This is a genomic window from Rathayibacter sp. AY1C2 (genome assembly GCF_002931195.1).
Lineage (GTDB): Bacteria > Actinomycetota > Actinomycetes > Actinomycetales > Microbacteriaceae > Rathayibacter.
Genome location: NZ_PSWG01000012.1, coordinates 42,536 through 63,074, shown reverse-complemented (window position 1 = coordinate 63,074; position 20,539 = coordinate 42,536). Strand labels below are relative to the sequence as shown.

Here is a 20,539-nt window from a genome sequence, read left to right as displayed (position 1 = left end):
CCTCCTGTCAAGGGGGTGATGGCCGCAGTTCGTTTGCGCAACGCGCGAGGATCCTCAGCCGCGGGTCCACTCCAGGAGCCGCTCGACCGGCCAGGTGGTCACGATCCGCTCCTCCGGGACGCCGAGCCGCTCCGCCCGCTCGGCCCCGTAGTCGAGCAGGCCCAGCTGGCCCGGAGCGTGCGCGTCGCTGTCGATCGAGAACAGGCAGCCCTCCTCGAGCGCGACCGCGATCAGCTCGTCCGGCGGGTCCTCGCGCTCGGGGCGGGCGTTGATCTCGACCGCGGTGGAGTGGTCGGCGCACGCGCGGAACACGGCCCGGGCGTCGAAGGTCGACGGCGGGCGGGTGCCGCGCTCGCCCGACACCAGCCGCCCCGTGACATGGCCGAGGACGTCGGTCCGTGGATCCGAGGCCGCCGCGACCAGCCGGGCCGTCATCTCGCGGGAGGGCAGCCGCAGCTTCGAGTGGGCGCTCGCGACGACCACGTCGAGGCGGTCCAGCAGCTCGTCCGTCTGGTCGAGCGCGCCGTCCTCGAGGACGTCCACCTCGATCCCGCTGAGCAGCCGCAGGGGCCCGGTGTCGAGGCCCGCGAGATGGGCGAGCTGCTCCTCCAGCCGCTCCGCGCTGAGACCGTGGGCGACCCGGAGCCGCGGCGAGTGGTCGGTGAGCGCCAGGTACTCGTGGCCGAGCGCGCGGGCCGCGTCCGCCATCGCGAGGACGGGCGTCGCCCCGTCGGACCACTCGCTGTGGCTGTGGAGATCGCCGCGCAGCCGTCCCCGCAAGGCGCTCGCGGGCGGAGGAGCCGAGCCGCGCAGCTCCGCGAGGTAGTCGGGCACCCGGCCCGACCGCGCCTGCTCGATCACCGTGAAGGTCGTGTCGCCGATCCCGGAGGCCCGCCGCACGAGGGCGAGGTCGTCCCGCTCGGCGGACGCCATCCCCTCCAGCACCGCGGCCGCCCGGCGGAACGCCTTCGCCCGGTAGCGGGGGGCCCGCTCCCGCTCGAGCAGTGCCGCGATCTCCTCGAGTGCCGCTATCGGGTCCATGCGCCCGGTCTACCACGGCGCCCGCCGCGCCCTCACCCCCTCGACGGCGGCGCCGGCTCCGGCCCCCGGCCTCGCCGCGCCACGGCCCCGCCCCGGTCCCTGCCGCTCGACGCTGGGAACCGGCCGAGCCCCGTTGCCGACCGCAGCGATCGAGATATATCGTGACTCTCGTCCACTCGCGATGTATCGCGTTTCAGAATGGCACCCCGGTGCAGGAGGAGGAGCTCATGTCCCTCGAGAAATGGCTCGTACAGGCCGGCGAGACGAAGGTCATCGACCTCGACGTCGTCCGCTCGGTCAAGGTCGCTCTCGTCGGCGGCCAGATCGACGTCATCGCCCACGACGAGCCGACCGCTCGCGTGGAGGTCCACAGCGTCGACGGCCGCCCGCTCAAGGTCTCGATGGACGGCGACCGCCTCGAGATCGACCACGTCCAGCTCCGCTGGGACACCATCGTCGACGTCGTGAAGGGCCTCGGCCGCCGCGGCGACCGCGCCGACATCAGCCTCCTCGTCCCCCGCGGCGTCGACCTGAAGTTCGACACCGTCTCGGCCGACGGCCTGGTCTCGGGCCTCCACAGCGACGCCCGCGTCTCGACGGTCGGCGGCGACATCGTCGTCGACGGCCTGCACGGCGACGTCGAGGTGAACACCGTCCACGGCGAGCTCTCGGTCCGCAGCCACACCGGCCGCGTCACCGCGCGCACCGTCTCCGGCGACGTCACCGCGACCGGCGAGCTCACCCGCTTCACCGTCGACGGCGTCTCGGGCAGCGTGTTCGTCGACGCCGAGGGCACCCCCGACCGGATCCAGGCCAACACCGTCAGCGGCGACCTCACGATCCGCGTCGACGAGGGCCTCGGCGCCCGCTACCGCATCAACACCGTCTCGGGCACGCTCCAGCTCGACGGCTCCGTCGTCAAGGGCACCTTCGGCCGGGGCTTCACCTCGACCACGGGCTCGCTCGACTCGAAGTGGGTCGACGTCGCCGCCAACTCCGTCTCGGGAGACGTGGTCGTCGTCCGCCGGTCCGTCGCCGCGTCCTCCGCCTCGGTGGGCGAGGGCTGGGGCTCTCCCGGCACCGGCCCCGCCGACGACCGCCGCCCGATGGACGGGAGCTCACTGTGAGCCCCGTCTTCGCGCACGGCCGCCTGCGCCTCTACCTGCTCAACCTCCTCGCCGAGTCGCCGCGCCACGGCTACGAGCTGATCCAGGCGCTCAGCGAGCGCTTCGGCGGCACCTACGCGCCCAGCGCCGGCACGGTCTACCCGCGCCTCGCGAAGCTCGAGGAGGAGGGACTCGTCACGAAGGAAGCCGACGGCCGCAAGACCGTCTACTCCATCACCGACGCCGGCCGCGCCGAGCTCGCGAACCGCGCGACCGACCTGGGCGACATCGAGGAGGAGCTCACCGACTCCGTCCGCCGGCTCGCCGACGAGGTCCGCCTCGGCGTCGCGGAGGCGATGAAGAGCCTCCGCGCCGACCTGGCCAGCGCCGCCCGCGACTCGCGGGAGCCCGGACGCCGACCGGAGCACTCCGCCGAGGAGCCGCGCCCGCAGGACACGTCCGGCACCCCCTCCGAGCAGCCCGCGCCGGAGCAGACCGCGCCGGTCTCGCCCGACGCGCGCACCGCCTCGCGGATCGCCCTGCGCGACGCCGAGGTGCTGCTCACCGAGTTCCGCGACGAGCTGCGCGCGGAGCTGCGCACCGCCGCCTCCTCGGGATCCGTGACGACCTCGAGCGTCGACGCCCTGCGCGCCGCGCTCGACGAGGCCCGCGCCTCGGTCCGCTCCACCCTGGACTGAGCCCGGACACCGCACCGCCGGGAGGGCGGGGATCCCGCCCGGGGTCCCCGCCCTCCCGGCGCTACTACCGCCCGACCGCCAGCGCCTCCTCCTCCACGTCGAGGAACGCCAGAGCGCTCACCACCGCCGGCTCCTGGTACCGCCCCTCGGAGCGCGCGCGGAGCACCGCCTCCCGCTCGGCCGCGATCATCACGCGCCGGAGCCGGTTGTAGGCCTGCGGGAGCGGCTCCACACCCTCGCCCTCCGGAGGGTTCTCCAGGGCGTCGGCGAGGAACGTCGCGTTCCGCCGCAGCCGGTCGAGAACGCGGTCCTCCACTCCGTCCTGCGGCTCCGCGTCGAGCCGGGCGAGGCCGGCGGCCTGCGCCTCCGCGAGCAGCATCTGCTTCTCGACGTGCTCCTGCATCTCGTTCGGGGCCGGGAGCTTCAGGGCGCGGACGAGCCGCGGGAGCGCGAGCCCCTCGACGAGCGTCCCCGCCACCACGATGAAGGCGAGGAACTGCAGGAACGCGCGCTGCGGCGTCTCCGCGGGCAGGAGGAACGCGGCGGCGAGGGTGACCACGCCGCGGATCCCCGCGAACGACACCCCGATCGCGGTCGGCCAGGTCCACCCGCGCTGCTGCAGCCGGCGCGGACCGTGCCGGAACAGCAGCGTCGTCATGCACATCCAGGCCACGCGGCTCCCGACCAGCGCCGCGAGCACGGCCGCGCCGATGCCGACCGTCTGCCAGACCCCGATGCCCGAGTCGGCCGTCGCCTCCACCACCGACGAGAGGCTCAGCCCGATGAAGAGGAACACCGCGTTCTCGAGCAGGAACTGGATCGTCCGCCAGTTGAGCGACTCCGCGATCCGCGCCTGCGCGGACTGGATGACCGGCGCCCGGTAGCCCAGGTAGAGCCCCGCGACCACGACCGCCAGCACCCCGGAGCCGTGCAGCAGCTGCGCCGGGATGAACGCGACGTAGGGCGTCACCAGCGAGAGGCTCGTGTCCAGGACGGACGACTGCACCTGCTTGCGCACGAACCCGAGCAGCACGGCGATGCCGATCCCGACCCCGCCGCCCACCGCCACGGCCAGCACGAAGTCGAGCGCGATGCGCCCGGGAGTGACCGTGCTGACGATCGCCAGGAGTGAGGCGTTCAGCGCCACCAGTGCGGTCGCGTCGTTGAGGAGGCTCTCGCCCTCGAGCACCGTGAGCATGCGCCGCGGCAGGCGGAGCCGCCCCGCGATCGCCGTGACCGCCACCGCGTCCGTGGGCGCCACGATCGCGCCGAACGCGAGGGCCGCGGCGACCGTGATCGCCGGGACGACCATCCAGGCCACCGCGCCGACCACCGCGACCGTGAAGACGACGAGCCCGACCGACAGCAGGAGGATGCTGTCGCCACGAGCGCGGACGTCGAGGACGGAGGTGCGGATCGCCGCCGCGTAGAGCAGCGGCGGCAGGATCCCGAACAGCACCACGTCCGGCTCGACCACCACCTCCGGGATCCCGGGGACGAAGGAGGCGAGGGCCCCGACGGCGACGAGCGCCACGGGAGCGGACCAGTTCACCCGCCCCGACAGCCCGGTGACCAGGACGGTCACCACCACGAACGAGACGATCCAGACGATCGCGACGACGGGCTCCTCCATCGCGTCACTCCTCCCGGGCGCCCGCGCGCCACGGCCCCATTGTGGCCGCCCGGAGAGCAGCCCGGACAGCCGCCGGGAGGGTGCGGCTAGCGGCCGGCCTCGTGGATGTCGCGCGCCTTGGTGACCTTCGCCGGGTCCACCGGGTTCATGCCGAGGACGATCTTGCCGCGCGAGTGCCGCTTCTCGAGGTCGTCGAAGGCGTCCTGCACCTGGTCGAAGGGGTAGAAGCCCGAGACGAGCACCCGCAGCTTCTGCTCGCCGACGAGGCCGACCAGCTCGCCGAGGATCTCGGTGTCGCGCTGGGCGGTCTCGGCGTCGGGCCAGACGGCGCGCAGCTCGATCTCCTTGCGGTCGTCGCTGGAGTGGAAGCGGCCCGCCGCGATGCCGAGCTCGTCGGCGAGGGCGTCGTTCTCCCCGCCGAAGTTGTCGAGGAACACCGTGACCCCGCCGGGCGCCGCGGCCCGGATGCGGTCGGCGATCCCGTCGCCGTAGACCACCGGCTTCACGCCGATCTGGCGGAGGTAGTCGAAGTTGCGCTCGCCGCAGGTGCCGATCACCGTCGCGCCGCGGAGCTTCGCCAGCTGGATCTCGAGACTGCCCACTCCTCCGGCCGCGGCGGAGACGAGGACGGTGTCGTCCGGTCCGACGTGCGTGGCCTCGAGCGCGCGCCACGCGGTCACTCCGGCGAGGAACAGCGCGCCGCCGACCTCCCAGCTCACGGAGGCGGGCTTGGCGACGAGGTTGCGGCGCGGCACCACGACGTGGGTCGCGTGGGAGCCGACGAGCGCGTGGCCGACCACGTCGCTGCGGAGCTTGATGTCGGTGACGCCCTCGCCGAGGGCGACGACGACGCCCGAGAAGTCGGTGCCCTGGCGCATCGGGAAGGCCGCGGAGTGGTCGGAGTCGAACTGGCCCTGCCGGATGAACGCCTCCATGTGGTTCACCCCGGCGGAGAGCACCTCGACCAGCACCTCGCCCGCCCCGGGCTTCGGCCGCTCGACCTCGACGATCTCGAGGACGTCCGCGTCGCCGAAACGGCTGTACTGGACGACGCGGGCGGCGGTGGGGCTCAGACGGGACATGCGCTCATCATCCGCCCCCGCCGCCCGAAGCCCCCGACCCCCGAACGGGGGCGTGCGACTCAGGAGGGGTCGCTCGGGCAGTACAGCTGGGTGCGCGGACCGGAGCGGTCGATGACGTGCTCGGACATCGGCCGACCGCAGAGCGGGCACGCCTGCCCCGCGGGCGCCTCCTGCTCGGGCTGGTCGTACGGGCCGAGCGGCGGCGGGCCGATCCAGGGGAACAGCCGCGCGTTGAAGCGCTGGTAGAGGGAGCCGGTCTTCTTCCGCGTCATATCCTTAGTGTACTAACCATCAGGGCACGATGAGAGGATGACGCCGTGGAAACCGACCCGCTCGCCCTCCAGAACCAGGTCTGCTTCTCCCTCGCCGTCGCGGCGCGCACCGTCATCGGGCTGTACCGCCCCGTGCTCGAGCCGCTCGGACTCACGCATCCGCAGTACCTCGTGCTGCTCGCGCTCTGGGAGCGCAGCCCCCGCTCGCTCGCCGACCTCGGCTCCGCCCTCCGCCTCGAGCCGGCCACGCTCAGCCCGCTCGTGAAGCGCCTGGAGGCGAGCGGCCACGTCACGCGGGCCCGGAGCAGCGACGACGAGCGCCGCCTCGACGTCGCGCTGACCCCCTCCGGAGCGGCCCTCCGCGAGCAGGCCCTGCAGGTTCCTCCGCAGATCGTGGAGCGGCTCGACGTCCCCCTCGAGGAGCTCACCGCGCTCCGCGACAGCCTCACCGGCCTGATCGGAGCCGCGACCCGCGACGGCCGCTGACCCCCCGCTCGGGGCGCCGGCCGCGAGCACGCCGACCGTCGCTCCCCGCCGCACCGGGAAACTCCCGGTCACAGCGCGAGATCAGCCTCCGCTCGGCCTGCTCCCGGCCGTCTTGACTGCCCCCTCGCACGGAGTAGTGTCATCGCTCGTGACACACGAGGGCCCCCCGTCCGCCGCGGACGGATCATCGGCCGACGCGACCGAGCTGCGCACCGCCAAGCACTTCTTCATCGGCGAGCCGCTCCCCAGCGACAAGCTCGAGGGACAGCTGCTGCAGAAGCGGCTCGCGCTCCCCATCTTCGCGAGCGACCCGCTCTCCTCCGTGGCCTACGCGCCGCAGGAGCTGCTGATGATCCTGCTGCTCGGCGGACTCTCCTTCCTCACCTTCGCCCCCTGGGTGGCCGCGTGCGTGGTCGTCCTCCTCGTCGTGGTGGTGCTGAGCTACCGCCAGCTGATCCGGGCGTACCCGTCCGGCGGCGGCGACTACGAGGTCGCCCGCACCAACCTGGGCGAGACGGCGGGCCTCACGGTCGCCGCCGCCCTCCTCGTGGACTACGTGCTCACCGTGGCCGTGTCGGTCGCCTCCGGAGTCGACAACATCATCTCCGCGGTGCCCGAGCTGGCGCCGCTGCGGGTCGAGCTGGCCATCCTCTTCGTCGTGCTGCTGGCGGCCGTGAACCTCCGCGGCGTCTCGGAGTCGAGCCGCGCCTTCGCCGTCCCGACGTACCTCTTCGTCGCGAGCGTCTTCGTGATGGTCGTCGTCGGCCTGGTCCGCACCGCCTTCGGCGACACCCCGGTCGCGGAGTCGGCGGGCTTCACCGTGCAGGGCGAGCAGCTCACGCAGGCGGCCGTCGTCCTCCTGCTGCTGCGCTCCTTCGCGAGCGGCTGCGCGGCGCTCACGGGCGTCGAGGCCATCTCGAACGGTGTGCCCGCGTTCCGCGCCCCGAAGGTCAAGAACGCCCAGCGCACCCTCGTCGCGATGGGCACGATCGCGATCGTGCTCTTCGTCGGCCTGACCGCCCTCGCCCTGCTCTCGAACGTGCACTACGCCGAGAACGCCTGCCATCTGGTGGGCTTCGCCGACTGCGCCACGACCCCGCAGCGCTCCGTGATCGCGCAGGTCGCCGCCGCCACGTTCGGCAACAACACGATCCTGTTCTTCATCATCCAGGCCGCGACGGCCGCCGTCCTGCTCCTCGCGGCGAACACCGCGTTCAACGGCTTCCCGCTGCTGGGCTCCGTGCTGGCCCGCGACGGCTACGCGCCCAAGTCGCTGAACACCCGCGGCGACCGCCTCATCTACTCCAACGGAGTGATCATCCTGGCGCTCGTCGCCGCGATCATCCTGCTCGTCTACCAGGCCTCGCTCACGAGCCTCGTGCAGCTGTACATCATCGGCGTCTTCGTCTCGTTCACGCTCGGGCAGTCGGGCATGGTCAAGCACTGGGTCCGGATGATCCGCAACGGCGAGGGCTCGCGCACCGTCTACACGAGCCTGGCCATCAACCTGTTCGGCGCGACGCTGACGTTCGCGGTGCTCGTCGTCGTCACGATCACGAAGTTCACCCACGGCGCCTGGCTCGTCTACCTGGTGATGCCGATCCTCGGTGTCCTGATGGCCGGCGTCTACCGCTACTACCGCGACGTCGAGAAGGAGATCGAGGTCGACCCGACCACGACCTTCGGCGCCAACGGCGACCACGCGATCGTGCTGGTGGGCCGGATGAACAAGCCCACGCTGAAGGCTCTCGACTACGCCATCGCGGCGCGGCACGAGACGCTGGAGGCGGTGCACTCCTCCATCGACGACGCGCAGACCGCCCAGCTCAAGGCCGACTGGGCGCAGATGGACATCGAGGTGCCGCTGCGCTGCGTGGCCTCGCCCTACCGCGACATCTCGTACCCGCTGATCAAGTACATCAAGGCCCACCGCCTCGAGCACGGCTCCGAGATCACGACGGTCTACATACCGCAGTACATCGTCGGGCACTGGTGGGAGGCGTTCCTCCACAACCACAAGTCGCGGCGGATCCGCCAGAAGCTCCTGCTGGTGCACGGAGTGACGGTGGCGCTGGTGCCGTGGCTGCTCGACTCGTCCGAGCTGATCTACGGACGCCGCTCGCGGCCGATCCCCGGCCAGACGCGCCGCGGCGAGCCGGTGCGCCCGGTGACCCGCCGCCCGATCCCGCCCGCGTCCTCGCTCCCCCAGGGTGCCGCCGGCGAGGGCGCTCCGCGCATCCCGCAGCGCCCGGCCGCGCAGAACCGGCCGCGCTCGAAGCGGCGCTGAGGCGGCGGCCCGGAAACGGGTAGAGGGCCCGCGGCGTGTGCCGCGAGCCCCCGATTTCCCCTTAGTGCCTTCCCCCGAAGGCGGCCCGCCCCAACGGGCCGTGTCCGACGCTATCGGTGGGCTATGCACCGGCGCATCCTCCTCGCGACGGATGCCCGTGCTCCCTTCAGACGACAGGCTCGTCCTCCGTCGTCTCAGACGACGGCCCCGCGCACCCCTCGGCCGGTGAGCCACCAGACCGCCGCGACGGCGACCGCGGCCGCCGCACCGCCTCCCACGAGCAGGATCGCCGCCCGCACCACGTGCGCCCGGTAGGCGGCGTCGAGCGGATCGATGCCCGCCCCCGCCAGCACGATCCCGGCGGGAACCACCGCGGCCGCGAGCACCACGGCCGCGGCCGCGATGCGCACCGGCTGCCGGCCGTCGGAGCGGAGCTTCCGGGGACGGCGGCCGACGTACCAGACCACCGCGCCGATCCCGAGCCCGAGCAGCCCGAGCACGCCGCTCGCGTACTGCGCCCACCGGAAGCCGGGGAAGGGCCCGAGCTCCTGCTGCAGCAGCGGGATCGCCGAGACGAAGAGGCCGCCCCGGTGGGTGAAGCCGTCCCACATCACGTGGCTGGCGGCTCCGATGGCGATGCCGGCGGCCGCGAAGACGAGCACGCGGATCCACGCGGCGGCCCCGCGGGGCGGCGAGCGCCGGGGACGCAGGCGCGAGCGGACCAGCGCGGGCGCGAGGTCGCGCCAGGCCGGAGCGACGACCGAGCTCCACAGCGCGAGGCCGAGCATCCCGAGCAGCAGGTCGACGGTGACGACGCCGAGGAGGGAGTGGGTGGACTCGCGGGCGACGGCGATCGGGAGGTACATGCCGATGTCCGGGACCATCGCGCCGATGGCCACGGCCGCGGCGGGGATCCGGCCGTTCGAGAACGCGAGCGCGACGACGGCGTGGCTCGGCGTGAAGGGCATGACACGCACGCTATCCCGGCAACGCGGCCGGCGAGTGTCCGCGTCGCGAAGCGCGCGTCACCGATCGCGGTCCGGCTCCTGGGCTCCGCTCCGGCGCGTCGGCCTCCCGGGGCCGGCGGTCAGCCCGAGGAACGTGATCCCCAGGACGAGGAACACCGGCCAGACCGGATTCCCGAGGACCGCGAAGACCGCTCCCGCCGCGAGGAACAGCGGACCCGTGACCGCGTTCCAGCGCCGGGACGCCTCCTCCGACGACATCCGACCCGAACCCTTCCCGTCCTGTGCGCGCGCCATCCCTCCACGCTAGATCGCCTCCGCGGGGCCCGCCTCCCCCGTCCGGCGGAGCCGCGCGCTCGGGGAGCTCCGAGCGCGGCGACCGTAGAATCGTCCGGAAGTCCGGCCCTCCGGGCCCAGCGGCGACGGATCGGAGCGGGTGTGCGGAAGGCGTTCGCGATCCTCCGCCTGGCCCTCGCCGGGCTGGGCGCGGTCGGACTCGTCGGCGACTTCTTCTACACACTGGGCTTCCGCGCGTTCCAGATCGACAACTTCTTCGCCTACTTCACGACGCAGTCGAACATGGCCGGGGTCGTGGTGCTGGGCCTGTCCGGCCTGGTCGCCCTCGCGCGCGAGCGGGAGCCGCGCTGGCTCAGCACGGTGCGGGCGCTCGTGCTCACCTACATGGTCGTGTCGGGGATCGTCTTCGGGCTGATCGCGGTCGAGGCCAACAACCGCGGCGTGCGGGTCGACGTGCCCTGGTCGAGCGCGCTCCTGCACTTCGTGATCCCGACGCTCGCGATCCTCGACTGGATCCTCGGACCCGGCCGCCGCCCGGTCGCCTGGCGCGGGGCGCTGACCGTGCTCGGCTTCCCGATCGTCTGGGGCGTCATCACCCTGGTCCGCGGGGCCCTCATCGGCTGGTACCCGTACTTCTTCCTCGACCCCGGCCAGGTCGACGGACCCGTGATGTTCGTGCTCTACGACGTGATCGTGCTGAGCCTGATCTCCGGCATCGCCGCGTTCGTCCTCGCGCTCAGCCGGGTGCGGCCGCTCGGGGCGGCGCACGCGTCGGAGTGGCGGGGGCCGCTGGCGCGGCTCCGGGAGCTCGTCAGCCGGGGACGACGGCGAACGGCTCGAGCGCCGTCTGCGCGAGGGTGACCAGCTCGTCGTCGCTGAGGTCCTGCAGCGAGAGGGCCTGATCCGCTCCGACCAGCCCGACGAGCACCGCCTCGCCGGTCGACGGCTGGAGGTTGAGCCACTCGGTGATGCCCGCCTCGGAGCCGACGAGCGACCAGCGCGCGGGGGCGTCGGCCTCCCAGAACGCCTCGTCGAAGCGCAGCCACAGCGTCTCGACGACGCCGGAGCCGAGGGCCGCGACGGCCGCGCGCTGCGCGAACGGGAGCGGCGGGTCGAAGGCGATCGCGTCGGTCTGGAGCACCCCGATCGGCACGGTGACCAGCACCCGGTCGGCTGTGAACGACTCGCCGGTGCCCAGGCGGATGCTGACGCCGGTCTCCGTGTAGCCGATGCCGCTCACCACGGCGCGCAGCGAGACCTCGACGTCAGCGAGCAAGGTGTCGACCAGGGGCGCGAGCCCGTCGGTCAGCAGCGCGTCGCCGGAGTCGTCGCCCAGCTCCTCCGCGGTCGTGGCGGCGGAGGCGTCGCCCAGTCCGTACCAGGAGGAGAGCTCCTCGGGAGCGGCGCCGGTGCGCAGCGCAGTCGTCCCGGCGAGGTGCGCCGCCACGCGGGCGGCGTCGCCGTCGCCGGAGCCCGGCTCGGCCTCGGCGGGGTCGGGCGCTCCGGAGCCGGCGAACGACTCGGCGAGCGCCGGGTCCTCCGGCTGCTCCGCTCCCCACTCGAGAGCACGGGTCAGGGCGTCGGCGCCCGTGGTGCCGGTGTCGAGGGCCGCGCCGTCGGCGTCGCTCGAGCGGACGTCGGCGAGGTCGACCGCGGTCGTGACGACGCCCGCGTCCGCGATGCTCTCGCGCAGGGCGGCTCCCGCGCCGGTGAGGGCCCAGGCTCCGGTCTCGACGGCGATCGGCCAGCCGTCCGGAGTCGCGGTGGCGATGCGGCCGCCGGTGCGCTCGCGCGCCTCCACCACGGTGACGTCGAAGCCCGCGTCGGACAGGCGCCGTGCGGCGACCGCTCCGGCGAGGCCGGCCCCGACGATCGCGATCCGCTCGCCCTCGTCGGCGACGGCGCTGATCTCGGCGGCCGCGCGCACCCCGGAGTTCCAGGCGCCCTGGAGCGTGCCGGGCGCCTCCGTGTCGGTGGCCTCGCCCGCGAGGAAGACGCGGTCGAGGACCGCGGTGCCCAGGTCGGTGCGGTGCTGCGGCGTCGCGCCGACGGGCAGGTACGAGACGGAGCCGAGCGCGTACGGATCCTCGGCCCAGGCGGAGCGCACGAAGGCGGCCGGCGCGGGGACGGCGGTGGTGCTCGGCGTGGGCACGGGGGCCTTCGTGACCGAGCGGGTCGGCGTCGGACGCGACGGCGTGCAGCCCGCGAGGGCCAGGAGCCCGACTCCCGTGGCGGCTCCCGAGAGGAAGAGGCGGCGTCCGATCGTCATCCCGGACATCCTACGTTCTCGGCGTTCGGCCGGGGCGGCGCGGGCGGCGTGGTGCTGACGCCACCCTGGCACGCGGCCCGCTTCGAGGTGCGGGGTGACGGCGGGACGGCGAGCGGATAGCGTCGGGGCAGCGCGGACCGGGCCTCGGCGACGGGGGACGCGGCATGGACACGACTCGGACGCGGACCGCGACGACGACGACCGGGGCCCCTCCCCGCAGTCACCTCCATGCGGTGCTGCTCGGCGCACTGGGGATGATCGTGGCCCCGCTGCTCATCGTCCTCGCGACCACGGCCTGGTCCTCCCCCGGACCGGAGGAGTACGTCCGCATGGCGCTCGGCTCGGTGGTCGCGGCGTGCGTCTCGGTGGTCGGCGCCTGGTGGCTCGCCTTCGAGCGGCGCAGCGCCGGGGCACCCGGTCGCACCTGGTTCTGGGGAATCGCCTGCCTCGTCACGGTCAATGCGGTCTCGACCGTCGGAGCCGCCGCCGACCGCCTCACCGGCCTGATCACGGGCTGAGCGGGTGGACGTCCAGGCGCGGTCACCGCGCTCGCCTCACTCCTCGGCGACCGCCCCGATGGCCCCGAGTCCCGCCTCGAGCGAGCGGCAGCAGCATCGGCGCCGGTGATCGCCCCGACGAGACGACCGAGCGGCTCCGGCTGTTCCGTCCCGCCGAGAGCGATCTGGACGAGCTGTGGCGGCTGTACTCCGACGAGCGGATCGCGGCGGGCGACCCCCTCCTCCGACACGGCTCCGTCGAGCAGACCCGGGCGGTGCTCGCCCGCCGGACGGCGCAGTGGGAACGGGACGACCTCAGCAGCTAGGTCGTCCGGCTGCGGAGTCCCGAGGGCGGCGCGGACGGTGCGATCGGGATCGGCGGATGCACCCTCCTCACCGACACGGCCTGGAACGTCGCGTTCACCGTCCATCCGGACCACTGGGGCAGGGGGTACGCCCAGGAGGTCGCCTCCGCAGGGATCGCTCGGGCGCGGCGGCTCCGGCCGGAGCTCCCCGTGACCGCGGTCGTCACGGAACGGAACGAGCGATCGCACCGCACGGTCGCTCGACTCGGTCTCGAACGGAGGTGGGCGGGCCCCGATGCGCACAGCCCCGACCCCGCGGCTCGCATCGTGCTCTACTCCGACCGCCTCCTCTCCGAGGACGAGATCGGCCGCCTCACGAGCTGAAGGAGCCGTGTGTCGCGGATCGCCGCTGGCAGCAGCGGAGCCGAGACGCCTGCGCGAGACCGCGACGTCACGTTCCAATGCGCCTCCCGGCCCCATCTTTCTTCCCGGCGGGCGGCGCTGCGCACGAGTGGGTGGCTGGGCGGCGCGGCACTCGCGCCGACCCCTCTCGCGATCGCGCTCAGCGGCCGCCCGCGAGTCGGGGCAGGAGGGCGCGGAGGTACTCGCCGGACGGAGCATTCGAAGCCCGCGAGGGGCGTTAGCGTCGTCGGATGGCGAGCATCACGTACCCCGCGCCCCTCCGCGCCGGAGGCCGGGTGGAGGTGCCCGCGCCCTCGATGGGAGTCCCCGCGCACCTGCACGACCGGCTGCAGGACGCCGCGCGCCGACTCGGCTCGGCGGGCTACGACGTTCGGCTCAGGCCGCACGCCCTCCTCGGCGGACTCGCTCCGGCGTCCGCCGCGGATCGGGCGGCCGACCTGCACGACGCCTTCCGGAGCGGGGACGCGGTCCTTCCTCCATGGGGCGGCGAGCTCGCCGTCGAGCTGCTGGAGAGGCTCGACTGGCACGCCCTCGCGGAGGCCCGGCCCTGGTTCGTCGGCTGGTCGGACGTCTCGACGCTGCTCCTGCCCCTGACGACGACGACCGGGCTCGCGACGATCCACGGCGCCAACCTGATGGACGAGCCGTGGGAGCTGCCGGTCGGGTTCCACCGCTGGACGGAGGTCGCCGGCCTCGAGCCCGGAGCCGCGTTCACGCAGCACGCCGCGCCGCGACGCCGGAGCCGTCCGTGGGGTGCGTGGGCGGACGAGCCGCTCGACCGCGATCGGGCCTACGAGGAGCCGACCCGCTGGCGCTCGCTCGACGGGTCAGCGGACGCGGCGATGTCCGGCCGCTTGATCGGCGGATGCCTCGAGACGGTGTCCCTGCTCGCGGGCACGCCCTACGGCGACGTTCCGGGCTTCGCGCGCCGGCACGCGCCGGAGGGCACCGTCGTCTACCTGGAGGCGGCCGGGTCCGACTCCGTCTCGGTGCTCCGGATGCTCACCTCCCTCCGCCTCGCGGGGTGGTTCGAGCAGGCGACCGGCGTCCTGATCGGCCGGACCGAGGGCGCGTCCCTGCCCGAGCTGAGCCAGGAGGACGCGGTGCGGCGCGCTCTCGGCGACCTCGGTGTGCCGGTGATCCTCGACGTCGACACCGGGCACCAGCCGCCGCAGATGCCCCTGGTCAACGGCGCGCTCGCCGAGATCGCGCTGAGCGGGCCGACGGCCTCGATCACGCAGCAGCTCGTGCCCTGACGGCGCGTGCGGAGAGATCCCGTCGAGCAGTGCCACCTCGCGGCACGGCCGCCGCCGCTCCCGGCCCTCCTCCGCCCGCCGAGCGCAAGGCCGAGCGGCGGGGAGGCGCCGAGTGGTAGACCTGGGGGCATGAGCAACGACATCCGCGCACTCGCCGAGGGCGAGAGCTACCTCGCCTTCTTCCAGGGTGGGCCGTTCGACGGCCAGACCGAGAACCGCGTCAGCACCGAGGGGGGCTACGAGAAGGAGGTCGACGTCTACGCCGCCGTCGACGGCCAGGAGACGCACCTCGTGTACAACGCCGTCTCCGCCAAGGAGGTCGGCGAGGCGGTCCACGTGACCTACTCGATCGACACTCCCGACTCCGACCCGATCGAGGACCCGGAGGACCGCGGCGGCGGATTCCAGTAGTCCGCACCACCCTTCGGATGCCGCTCCGGCGTCGCGCTCAGCGCGGCCGGGGCGGCATCGGCATGTGAGGACGCGCCACTCCGGGGACGACGCCTCCCGCCGCTCCTAGGATGATGGTTCCTCACTGTCTCGGCCGATTCAGGTCCGCGTTCCTCGGGAGCCGCCGTGTCCGATCCGCTGATCCACCCGATGCCCCTCCGCGGCGACTCCGCCCGGCACTGGCTGCGGGCCCGCCACGCCGAGGCCGGGCCCGACCCCGCCCTCGCCGTCACTGGGCAGGAAGCGGCCGCCGAGGGCGTGCTCCTTCGCCGGATCTGGCACACGGCCGGCACGATCGACTTCCGCCCGAGCCCCCGCGCCGACCCGGGGTCGGTGGTGCTCCTGCTCCCGCTCGAGGGCGCGTTCACCGTCGCCAGTCGGGAGGAACGCGAGTTCGTCGGCCGCGGCACCCTCGCGGTGCTGCCCGCCCGATCGGGAGCGACGATCAGCACGAGCGCTCCCAGCTCCCGGCTCGTCCTGGTCGTGCGGCCCTCGGGCGACACGGATCCGCCCGCCGGCCTCACCGTGGTCTCCTCCCCCGCGGCACCGGTGCTGGTCGCCGCCGCGAACGCCGTGCTCGACGCCGGGCTGCCCATGAGCCCCGGGCTGCACACCGCGCTGCGGGGCCTCGCCGCGGCCGTCGTCGCGGAGTGACGGGAGCTGTCAACCCTCCCCGCCCCGGCCATCCGCTCGCAGGGACGTCCTCGAACATCATGTGACGCCGATCGTCGGCGCCGGAAGGAGCACTCGCCATGGCCGAGATCACCGCCCACCACGGACTCTTCAAGGACACGGACCTGCACGTCGACGACACCGGCGGATCGGGCCGCCCCGTGGTCCTCATCCACGGCTGGCCCCTCTCGGGCGAGTCGTGGAAGGAGCAGGTCCCCGCGTTCGCCGAGGCCGGCTACCGCGTCGTCACCTACGACCGCCGCGGCTTCGGGCGCAGCGACAAGCCGCTCACCGGCTACAGCTACGACACGCTCACCGAGGACCTGCACACCCTCCTCACCGAGCTCGACCTGCAGGACGTCACCCTGGTCGGCTTCTCGATGGGCGGCGGCGAGGTCGCCCGCTACTTCACGAAGTACGGCGCCGATCGCCTGCACAGCGTCGTCTTCGCCTCGGCCGTCCCGCCGTACCTGATGAAGACGGACGACAACCCGGACGGCCCGCTCGAGAAGGCGCAGGCCGCGCAGATGACCGCGGGCCTCACGAAGAGCGAGGACGACTTCTACGACCGGTTCACCACCGACTTCTTCTCGGTCGACGGCGTGCTGAAGGTGACGGAGGAGCAGCGCCAGGAGGCGATCGCTCTGGCGAAGCAGTCGGCCAAGCACGCGGCCCTCGCCTGCATGACGGCGTTCGCGACCACCGACTTCCGCGAGGACCTGCCCAACGTGTCGGTGCCCGCGCTCGTCATCCACGGCGACGGCGACGGCACGGTTCCGTTCGAGGGCTCCGGCGCCCGCACCCACGCGGCGATCCCAGGCTCCGAGCTGCACGTCGTCCACGGCGCCCCGCACGGAGTGACCGTGAGCCACCCGGAGGAGTGGAACCGCGTCGTCCTGGAGTTCCTCGCGAAGTAGCGGCGGCACTCCCGCATGCTGGTCGAGCAGCCCCGCAGGGGCGTATCGAGGCCCGTCGCACGGACACGGATCTCGATACGCGCCCTGTGCGCTGCTCGATCAGCAGGAACCGGTCACCCACGCGCGATGCTCGCTCAGCAGGAGCCGGAGCCCCCGCGTCAGCCCTTCTCCGCGCCCCCGGTTGTGTTCATGATCCGCCGCTGGAAGACGAAGAACAGCACGGCCACCGGGATCGACATCAGCACCGCGGCCGCGAGCTGCAGCGGGTACTGGTTGCCGGTGCCCAGCTGCTGCCCGCTCTGGAGGCGGCGCTGCGCTGGCTCCGCGACGACGGCGACCCGGACGGCGACGGGTTCCTCGAGTACGTCGACACCACGGGGCACGGGCTCGCCAACCAGGGCTGGAAGGAATCGGGCGACTCGATCCAGTGGCGCGACGGCACGCTCGCCGAGGGTCCGATCGCGCTCTGCGAGGTGCAGGCCTACGCCCACGAGACCATGGCAGGCGGAGCGGCGCTGCTCGAGCACCTCGGCCGTGACGGCTCGGAGTGGCGCGAGGCGGCGTCGACGCTGAAGGCGCGCTTCGCGGAGGCGTTCTGGATCGACGACGCCGACGGCGGCTACCCGGCGATCGCGCTCGACGCGGCCGGGCGCCCGGTCGACACGATCACCAGCAACCTCGGCCACCTCCTCGGCACCGGCATCCTCTCCCCCGAGCACGCCGCCCGGGTCGCCGAGCTGCTGGTCTCCCCCGGGCTCGACTCGGGCTTCGGCCTGCGCACCCTGGACACCGGCTCGGGCGGCTACTGGCCGCTGTCGTACCACGGCGGCTCCGTCTGGGCCCACGACACCGCGATCGCCGTCACCGGGCTCGCCCGGGAGGGCTTCGGGGCGGAGGCGACGACCCTCTCGCGCGGACTGATCGCCGCGGCCGAGAGCTTCGGCTACCGGATGCCCGAGCTGCACTCGGGCGACCCCGCCGCCGAGGTGCACGCGCCGGTGCCGTACCCGGCGGCCTGCCGACCGCAGGCCTGGTCGGCGGCCGCCTCCGTCGCCGTGCTGTCGGTGGCGCTGGGGCTCGCTCCCGGAGGCGACACCCTGGTCGTCGCGCCGCTCTCGCCCGCGCTCGCCGGGCGGATCCGCGTGGACGGGATCCGCTACCGCGGCTCGGTAGTGCCGGTGGACTGGGACGGCAGGATCTGAGGCGCCGCGCCGCTCAGGGCGGACCGGCTCAGATCAGGCCGGCTCAGGGCAGGCGCGCGCTCAGGGCAGACGCGCCACGACCGCGCGCGCGATGCGCCGGCCCGAGCGGTTCGCCCCGATGGTGGAGGCCGTCGGGCCGTAGCCGGCGAAGAAGACGCGCGGATCCGTCAGCGAGGCTCCGTCGGCGACCGCGATGCCGCCCTCGCGCTCGCGCAGCCCGAGTGGAGCGAGGTGGCGCAGCTCCGGCCGGAAGCCCGTCGCCCAGATGATCGCGTCGGCGCGCGTGAAGGAGCCGTCCGGCCAGCGCACGCCCTCCTCCTCGATCGACGAGAACATCCCCCGCTCGTGCAGGAGCCCGCGCTCGATCCCGGCGACCACCCGGCGGGTGCGCTGCACGCCCGTGCCGCCGACGATGCTCGGGAGGGGCAGCCCGGCGCGGGCGGCGCGGTCCTGCTCGGCCACCGCCTCCACCGCCGACTCCATCGCCAGCTGCTCGCCGTCGTGGTAGACCACCGGTCGCCGCGTCGCCCACGTCAGCGAGCGCGCCACCCGCTCGAGCTCCAGCAGGAAGCCGATCGCCGAGGTGCCGCCGCCGACCACGAGCACCTGCTTCCCGGCGAAGTCCTCGGCGCGGACGTACTCGGTCGGGTCGATCTGCACGCCGCGGAAGCGGTCGCGCCCGGGGTAGTGCGGGACGAAGGGCGATCCCCAGGTGCCGGTCGCGTTGACGAGCAGACTCGCGCGCTCGACCGCGCGGTCGGACTCGACGACGAGCGGCGACCCCGTGTCGTGCGGCGTCGCACTCGTGACGCGCCGCACCGACTCCGGACGGCGGATCTCGAGACCGAGCTCCTCCTCGTAGCGCCCGTAGTACTCGCGGACCACGTCCCGTGCCGGTCGCCGGTGATCGGCCGTGCGGAACGAGAACCCCATCCGCTCCATGCCCGGGAGATCGTGCACGCGGTGCGCGGAGCCGAGCCGCAGGGCCTCCCAGCGGAACTGCCAGGCCCCGCCGGGCTCCGGACCGCGGTCGAGGACGATCAGGTCGCGCCCTGGGACGAGGCCGAGACGGCGCAGGTAGTAGGCCACGGACAGACCCGCCTGGCCCGCGCCGATCACCACGACGGGACGCGGTGGGGCGACGCTGTCCACGGTGCTCCTGACGCGGTCGAGGATGGGCGGCCGTCCGGCAGATCGAGGCCCGGGGTGGCGTGTCCCCCGTCTGCTAAACTACCGCGTAGATTTCAACTTTCCCTGTCTGCTCTTTTCCCCAGCCGGCTCACTGCCCGTCTGGCCTGTCATCGTGAGGGGGTCACCCATGGGGCGCGGCCGTCAGAAGGCGAAGAACACCAAGATCGCCCGTGAGCTGAAGTCGTTCAGCCCGGCGGTCGATTACAGCGCGCTCGAGCGCGAGCTCAGCCACCCGGACGAGCCGGACTACTCGAAGTGGATCGACGCCGAGGACGACGGCGACGACACGGACCTCGTCGAGGAGCCGCACCAGAAGCGTGCGTGACTCCTCCCGTGAATCGGGGCCGCTCCCTCGGGGCGGCCCCGTTTCGCGTGCGGGCGGCGATCCGGCGGGTGAGGGACCCGACCTGGAGCGCGGGTCGCTCGGCTGAGCACGTTCTCCCGCTTTCCGCCACTGAGTGCAGAATGTCGGTGCCCCCTGGGACACTGACCCGATGAGCACTTCCCCGCCCGCACGGCTGCCCGTGTGGCAGTCGGAGCGTCGCGGGAGCGACCTCGACGAGGCGCGCGACTTCTACGCCGGCTCGTACAACGGCTCCGGCTTCCGGGCCGAGCGCTCGGTCGTGCCGTTCGCGTTCCGCTACACGACGACCGGGCCCGGGCCCGTCAGCCTCCACTCCGCCTCCTTCCTGGGCCGGGTGCGCGGCACGGTGGCCCCGAGCGACGTCTACGTCGCCCTCTGGCTGACCGCGGGGCGCGCCTCCCTCGACCTGGGGCGCGACGAGCACCGCCTCGTCGTCGGACGCCCGGCCATGTTCCCGAGCGGCCGGCCCTTCGGCTTCGAGGCCCTCGAGTACCGCGACGCGCTCGTGCACTTCGAGGCCGCCCACCTCGAGGCGATCGCCGCGGAGCTGCACGGCACCGAGCCCGGCCCGCTGCGGTTCGCCCCCGTGGCGCGCGACACGACCGCCTGGTGGGCCGCGATCCGGCTCCTGCGCGACACCCTCGCCTCCGCGCACACGCCCACCGCCCTGCAGCGCGACGGCGTCGCCCGCATCGCCGCGCTCGCCGCCCTGCAGACCTTCGCCCACCGCATCGCCCCGCTGCCGGCCGTGCCGCCCTCGGTCAGCGCTCGGCGCCTCCGACGGGCCGTGGAGTTCGTGCAGGCCAACGCCGATCTGCCCCTCGGAGTGGCCGACATCGCCGACGCGGCCGGGCTCACGGTCCGCGGCGTGCAGCTGGCGTTCCAGCGCGCCTTCGGCGAGACCCCGCGGCACTACCTGCGCGACGTCCGCCTCGAGCGCGCGCACGAGGAGCTCTCGGCCGGATCGATCGGCTCGCTGGTGGTCGGCGACGTCGCCGCACGCTGGGGGTTCATCAGCGGCGGCCGCTTCGCCCAGCACTACGCGACGCGGTTCGGCGAGCTCCCGAGCGAGACCCTCCGGCGCTAGCCCCGCCGATCCCCGACGACGGTTCCGCCGAGGGGCGTT

Annotated in this window: 22 protein-coding genes and 1 pseudogene; 14 read left to right on the top strand and 9 right to left on the bottom strand. The window is 73.6% G+C overall.

From position 1 onward, the window contains the following. Positions 1-54 precede the first annotated feature (54 nt). On the bottom strand, positions 55-1,041 hold the full coding sequence (locus C5C55_RS10275) for a PHP domain-containing protein (protein WP_104233851.1): 987 nt from the start codon (positions 1,039-1,041) through the stop codon (positions 55-57). Positions 1,042-1,268: 227 nt separating this feature from the next. On the opposite strand from C5C55_RS10275, the gene C5C55_RS10270 reads away from it, so the two are divergent. Beyond that, on the top strand, positions 1,269-2,168 hold the full coding sequence (locus C5C55_RS10270; RefSeq protein ID WP_258072534.1) for a DUF4097 family beta strand repeat-containing protein: 900 nt from the start codon (positions 1,269-1,271) through the stop codon (positions 2,166-2,168). Beyond that, positions 2,165-2,845: a PadR family transcriptional regulator gene (locus C5C55_RS10265; RefSeq protein WP_104233850.1), complete on the top strand. Its 681-nt coding sequence runs from the start codon at positions 2,165-2,167 to the stop codon at positions 2,843-2,845. The genes C5C55_RS10270 and C5C55_RS10265 overlap by 4 nt, the downstream gene beginning before the upstream one ends. A gap of 64 nt (positions 2,846-2,909) precedes the next feature. Here the strand turns inward: C5C55_RS10265 and C5C55_RS10260 are convergent, their stop codons facing one another. The 3 genes from C5C55_RS10260 to C5C55_RS10250 form a co-directional block, all read right to left on the bottom strand. Next, complete coding sequence (locus C5C55_RS10260; protein WP_104233849.1) at positions 2,910-4,478, bottom strand: sodium:proton antiporter; 1,569 nt, start codon at positions 4,476-4,478, stop codon at positions 2,910-2,912. An 86-nt stretch (positions 4,479-4,564) separates the two neighbouring features. Then, the gene (locus tag C5C55_RS10255) at positions 4,565-5,560 is read right to left on the bottom strand and encodes an NADP-dependent oxidoreductase (protein ID WP_104223749.1); all 996 of its coding nucleotides are present in this window, start codon (positions 5,558-5,560) and stop codon (positions 4,565-4,567) included. A 59-nt stretch (positions 5,561-5,619) separates the two neighbouring features. After that, entirely contained in the window at positions 5,620-5,832 is a 213-nt protein-coding gene (locus tag C5C55_RS10250; RefSeq protein WP_104223750.1) for a hypothetical protein, read from the bottom strand. Between the two features lie 45 nt (positions 5,833-5,877). Here C5C55_RS10250 and C5C55_RS10245 point away from each other — a divergent pair, with 45 nt between their 5' ends. Further along, positions 5,878-6,318 (top strand): MarR family winged helix-turn-helix transcriptional regulator, encoded by a 441-nt coding sequence (locus C5C55_RS10245; protein WP_104233848.1) that lies wholly within the window; start codon positions 5,878-5,880, stop codon positions 6,316-6,318. 148 nt (positions 6,319-6,466) lie between these two features. After that, positions 6,467-8,605 (top strand): APC family permease, encoded by a 2,139-nt coding sequence (locus C5C55_RS10240; RefSeq protein ID WP_374954237.1) that lies wholly within the window; start codon positions 6,467-6,469, stop codon positions 8,603-8,605. A gap of 194 nt (positions 8,606-8,799) precedes the next feature. On the opposite strand, the gene C5C55_RS10235 is transcribed toward C5C55_RS10240, so the two are convergent. Next, positions 8,800-9,573, bottom strand: a complete 774-nt coding sequence (locus C5C55_RS10235; RefSeq protein WP_104233847.1) for a DUF4184 family protein — start codon at positions 9,571-9,573, stop codon at positions 8,800-8,802. Positions 9,574-9,630: 57 nt separating this feature from the next. Next, positions 9,631-9,867: a hypothetical protein gene (locus C5C55_RS10230; protein WP_146080930.1), complete on the bottom strand. Its 237-nt coding sequence runs from the start codon at positions 9,865-9,867 to the stop codon at positions 9,631-9,633. A gap of 141 nt (positions 9,868-10,008) precedes the next feature. On the opposite strand from C5C55_RS10230, the gene C5C55_RS10225 reads away from it, so the two are divergent. Beyond that, a complete protein-coding gene (locus tag C5C55_RS10225; RefSeq protein ID WP_104233845.1) occupies positions 10,009-10,728 on the top strand; it encodes a Pr6Pr family membrane protein in 720 nt (239 codons plus the stop codon). Here C5C55_RS10225 and C5C55_RS10220 read toward each other — a convergent pair. Then, on the bottom strand, positions 10,679-12,136 hold the full coding sequence (locus tag C5C55_RS10220) for an NAD(P)/FAD-dependent oxidoreductase (protein WP_181067836.1): 1,458 nt from the start codon (positions 12,134-12,136) through the stop codon (positions 10,679-10,681). The two genes, C5C55_RS10225 and C5C55_RS10220, sit on opposite strands and share 50 nt — an antisense overlap. 233 nt (positions 12,137-12,369) lie before the next feature. Here C5C55_RS10220 and C5C55_RS10215 point away from each other — a divergent pair, with 233 nt between their 5' ends. The 6 genes from C5C55_RS10215 to C5C55_RS10190 all read left to right on the top strand — a co-directional run bounded on the left by C5C55_RS10215 (position 12,370) and on the right by C5C55_RS10190 (position 16,656). Beyond that, the gene (locus C5C55_RS10215) at positions 12,370-12,654 is read left to right on the top strand and encodes a hypothetical protein (protein WP_104233843.1); all 285 of its coding nucleotides are present in this window, start codon (positions 12,370-12,372) and stop codon (positions 12,652-12,654) included. A gap of 314 nt (positions 12,655-12,968) precedes the next feature. Further along, a complete protein-coding gene (locus C5C55_RS17020) occupies positions 12,969-13,322 on the top strand; it encodes a GNAT family N-acetyltransferase (RefSeq protein ID WP_104233842.1) in 354 nt (117 codons plus the stop codon). 269 nt (positions 13,323-13,591) lie between these two features. Continuing rightward, complete coding sequence (locus C5C55_RS10205) at positions 13,592-14,617, top strand: LD-carboxypeptidase (protein WP_104233841.1); 1,026 nt, start codon at positions 13,592-13,594, stop codon at positions 14,615-14,617. Between the two features lie 129 nt (positions 14,618-14,746). Further along, entirely contained in the window at positions 14,747-15,028 is a 282-nt protein-coding gene (locus tag C5C55_RS10200) for an oligoribonuclease (RefSeq protein ID WP_104223758.1), read from the top strand. A gap of 165 nt (positions 15,029-15,193) precedes the next feature. Then, on the top strand, positions 15,194-15,721 hold the full coding sequence (locus tag C5C55_RS10195) for a hypothetical protein (protein WP_104233840.1): 528 nt from the start codon (positions 15,194-15,196) through the stop codon (positions 15,719-15,721). A gap of 98 nt (positions 15,722-15,819) precedes the next feature. Next, positions 15,820-16,656, top strand: a complete 837-nt coding sequence (locus C5C55_RS10190) for an alpha/beta fold hydrolase (protein ID WP_104233839.1) — start codon at positions 15,820-15,822, stop codon at positions 16,654-16,656. 158 nt (positions 16,657-16,814) lie between these two features. On the opposite strand, the pseudogene C5C55_RS10185 reads toward C5C55_RS10190, so the two are convergent. Then, positions 16,815-16,961: pseudogene (locus C5C55_RS10185) on the bottom strand (carbohydrate ABC transporter permease); the annotation flags it as partial. On the opposite strand from C5C55_RS10185, the gene C5C55_RS10180 reads away from it, so the two are divergent. Next, positions 16,914-17,858: an amylo-alpha-1,6-glucosidase gene (locus tag C5C55_RS10180; protein WP_374954239.1), complete on the top strand. Its 945-nt coding sequence runs from the start codon at positions 16,914-16,916 to the stop codon at positions 17,856-17,858. The pseudogene C5C55_RS10185 and the gene C5C55_RS10180 sit on opposite strands and share 48 nt — an antisense overlap. Positions 17,859-17,918: 60 nt before the next feature. Here C5C55_RS10180 and C5C55_RS10175 read toward each other — a convergent pair whose 3' ends face one another. Beyond that, the gene (locus C5C55_RS10175) at positions 17,919-19,010 is read right to left on the bottom strand and encodes an FAD-dependent oxidoreductase (RefSeq protein WP_104233838.1); all 1,092 of its coding nucleotides are present in this window, start codon (positions 19,008-19,010) and stop codon (positions 17,919-17,921) included. 166 nt (positions 19,011-19,176) lie between these two features. Between C5C55_RS10175 and C5C55_RS10170 the strand changes: the two genes are divergently transcribed. After that, a complete protein-coding gene (locus C5C55_RS10170) occupies positions 19,177-19,374 on the top strand; it encodes a DUF3073 domain-containing protein (protein WP_097167615.1) in 198 nt (65 codons plus the stop codon). Between the two features lie 169 nt (positions 19,375-19,543). Beyond that, positions 19,544-20,500 carry a helix-turn-helix transcriptional regulator gene (locus C5C55_RS10165; protein ID WP_146080929.1) on the top strand — a complete coding sequence of 319 codons (957 nt, stop codon included), beginning with the start codon at positions 19,544-19,546 and terminating at the stop codon, positions 20,498-20,500. Positions 20,501-20,539: the final 39 nt, after the last annotated feature.

Excerpts from the sequence above, each read along its gene's own strand:
- C5C55_RS10275 (WP_104233851.1), bottom strand. The coding sequence starts at position 1,041 with ATGGACCCGATAGCGGCACTCGAGGAGATCGCGGCACTGCTCGAGCGG.
- C5C55_RS10270 (WP_258072534.1), top strand. The coding sequence starts at position 1,269 with ATGTCCCTCGAGAAATGGCTCGTACAGGCCGGCGAGACGAAGGTCATC.
- C5C55_RS10260 (WP_104233849.1), bottom strand. The coding sequence starts at position 4,478 with ATGGAGGAGCCCGTCGTCGCGATCGTCTGGATCGTCTCGTTCGTGGTG.
- C5C55_RS10255 (WP_104223749.1), bottom strand. The coding sequence starts at position 5,560 with ATGTCCCGTCTGAGCCCCACCGCCGCCCGCGTCGTCCAGTACAGCCGT.
- C5C55_RS10250 (WP_104223750.1), bottom strand. The coding sequence starts at position 5,832 with ATGACGCGGAAGAAGACCGGCTCCCTCTACCAGCGCTTCAACGCGCGG.
- C5C55_RS10235 (WP_104233847.1), bottom strand. The coding sequence starts at position 9,573 with ATGCCCTTCACGCCGAGCCACGCCGTCGTCGCGCTCGCGTTCTCGAAC.
- C5C55_RS10230 (WP_146080930.1), bottom strand. The coding sequence starts at position 9,867 with ATGGCGCGCGCACAGGACGGGAAGGGTTCGGGTCGGATGTCGTCGGAG.
- C5C55_RS10220 (WP_181067836.1), bottom strand. The coding sequence starts at position 12,136 with ATGACGATCGGACGCCGCCTCTTCCTCTCGGGAGCCGCCACGGGAGTC.
- C5C55_RS10205 (WP_104233841.1), top strand. The coding sequence starts at position 13,592 with ATGGCGAGCATCACGTACCCCGCGCCCCTCCGCGCCGGAGGCCGGGTG.
- C5C55_RS10200 (WP_104223758.1), top strand. The coding sequence starts at position 14,747 with ATGAGCAACGACATCCGCGCACTCGCCGAGGGCGAGAGCTACCTCGCC.
- C5C55_RS10190 (WP_104233839.1), top strand. The coding sequence starts at position 15,820 with ATGGCCGAGATCACCGCCCACCACGGACTCTTCAAGGACACGGACCTG.
- C5C55_RS10170 (WP_097167615.1), top strand. The coding sequence starts at position 19,177 with ATGGGGCGCGGCCGTCAGAAGGCGAAGAACACCAAGATCGCCCGTGAG.
- C5C55_RS10165 (WP_146080929.1), top strand. The coding sequence starts at position 19,544 with ATGAGCACTTCCCCGCCCGCACGGCTGCCCGTGTGGCAGTCGGAGCGT.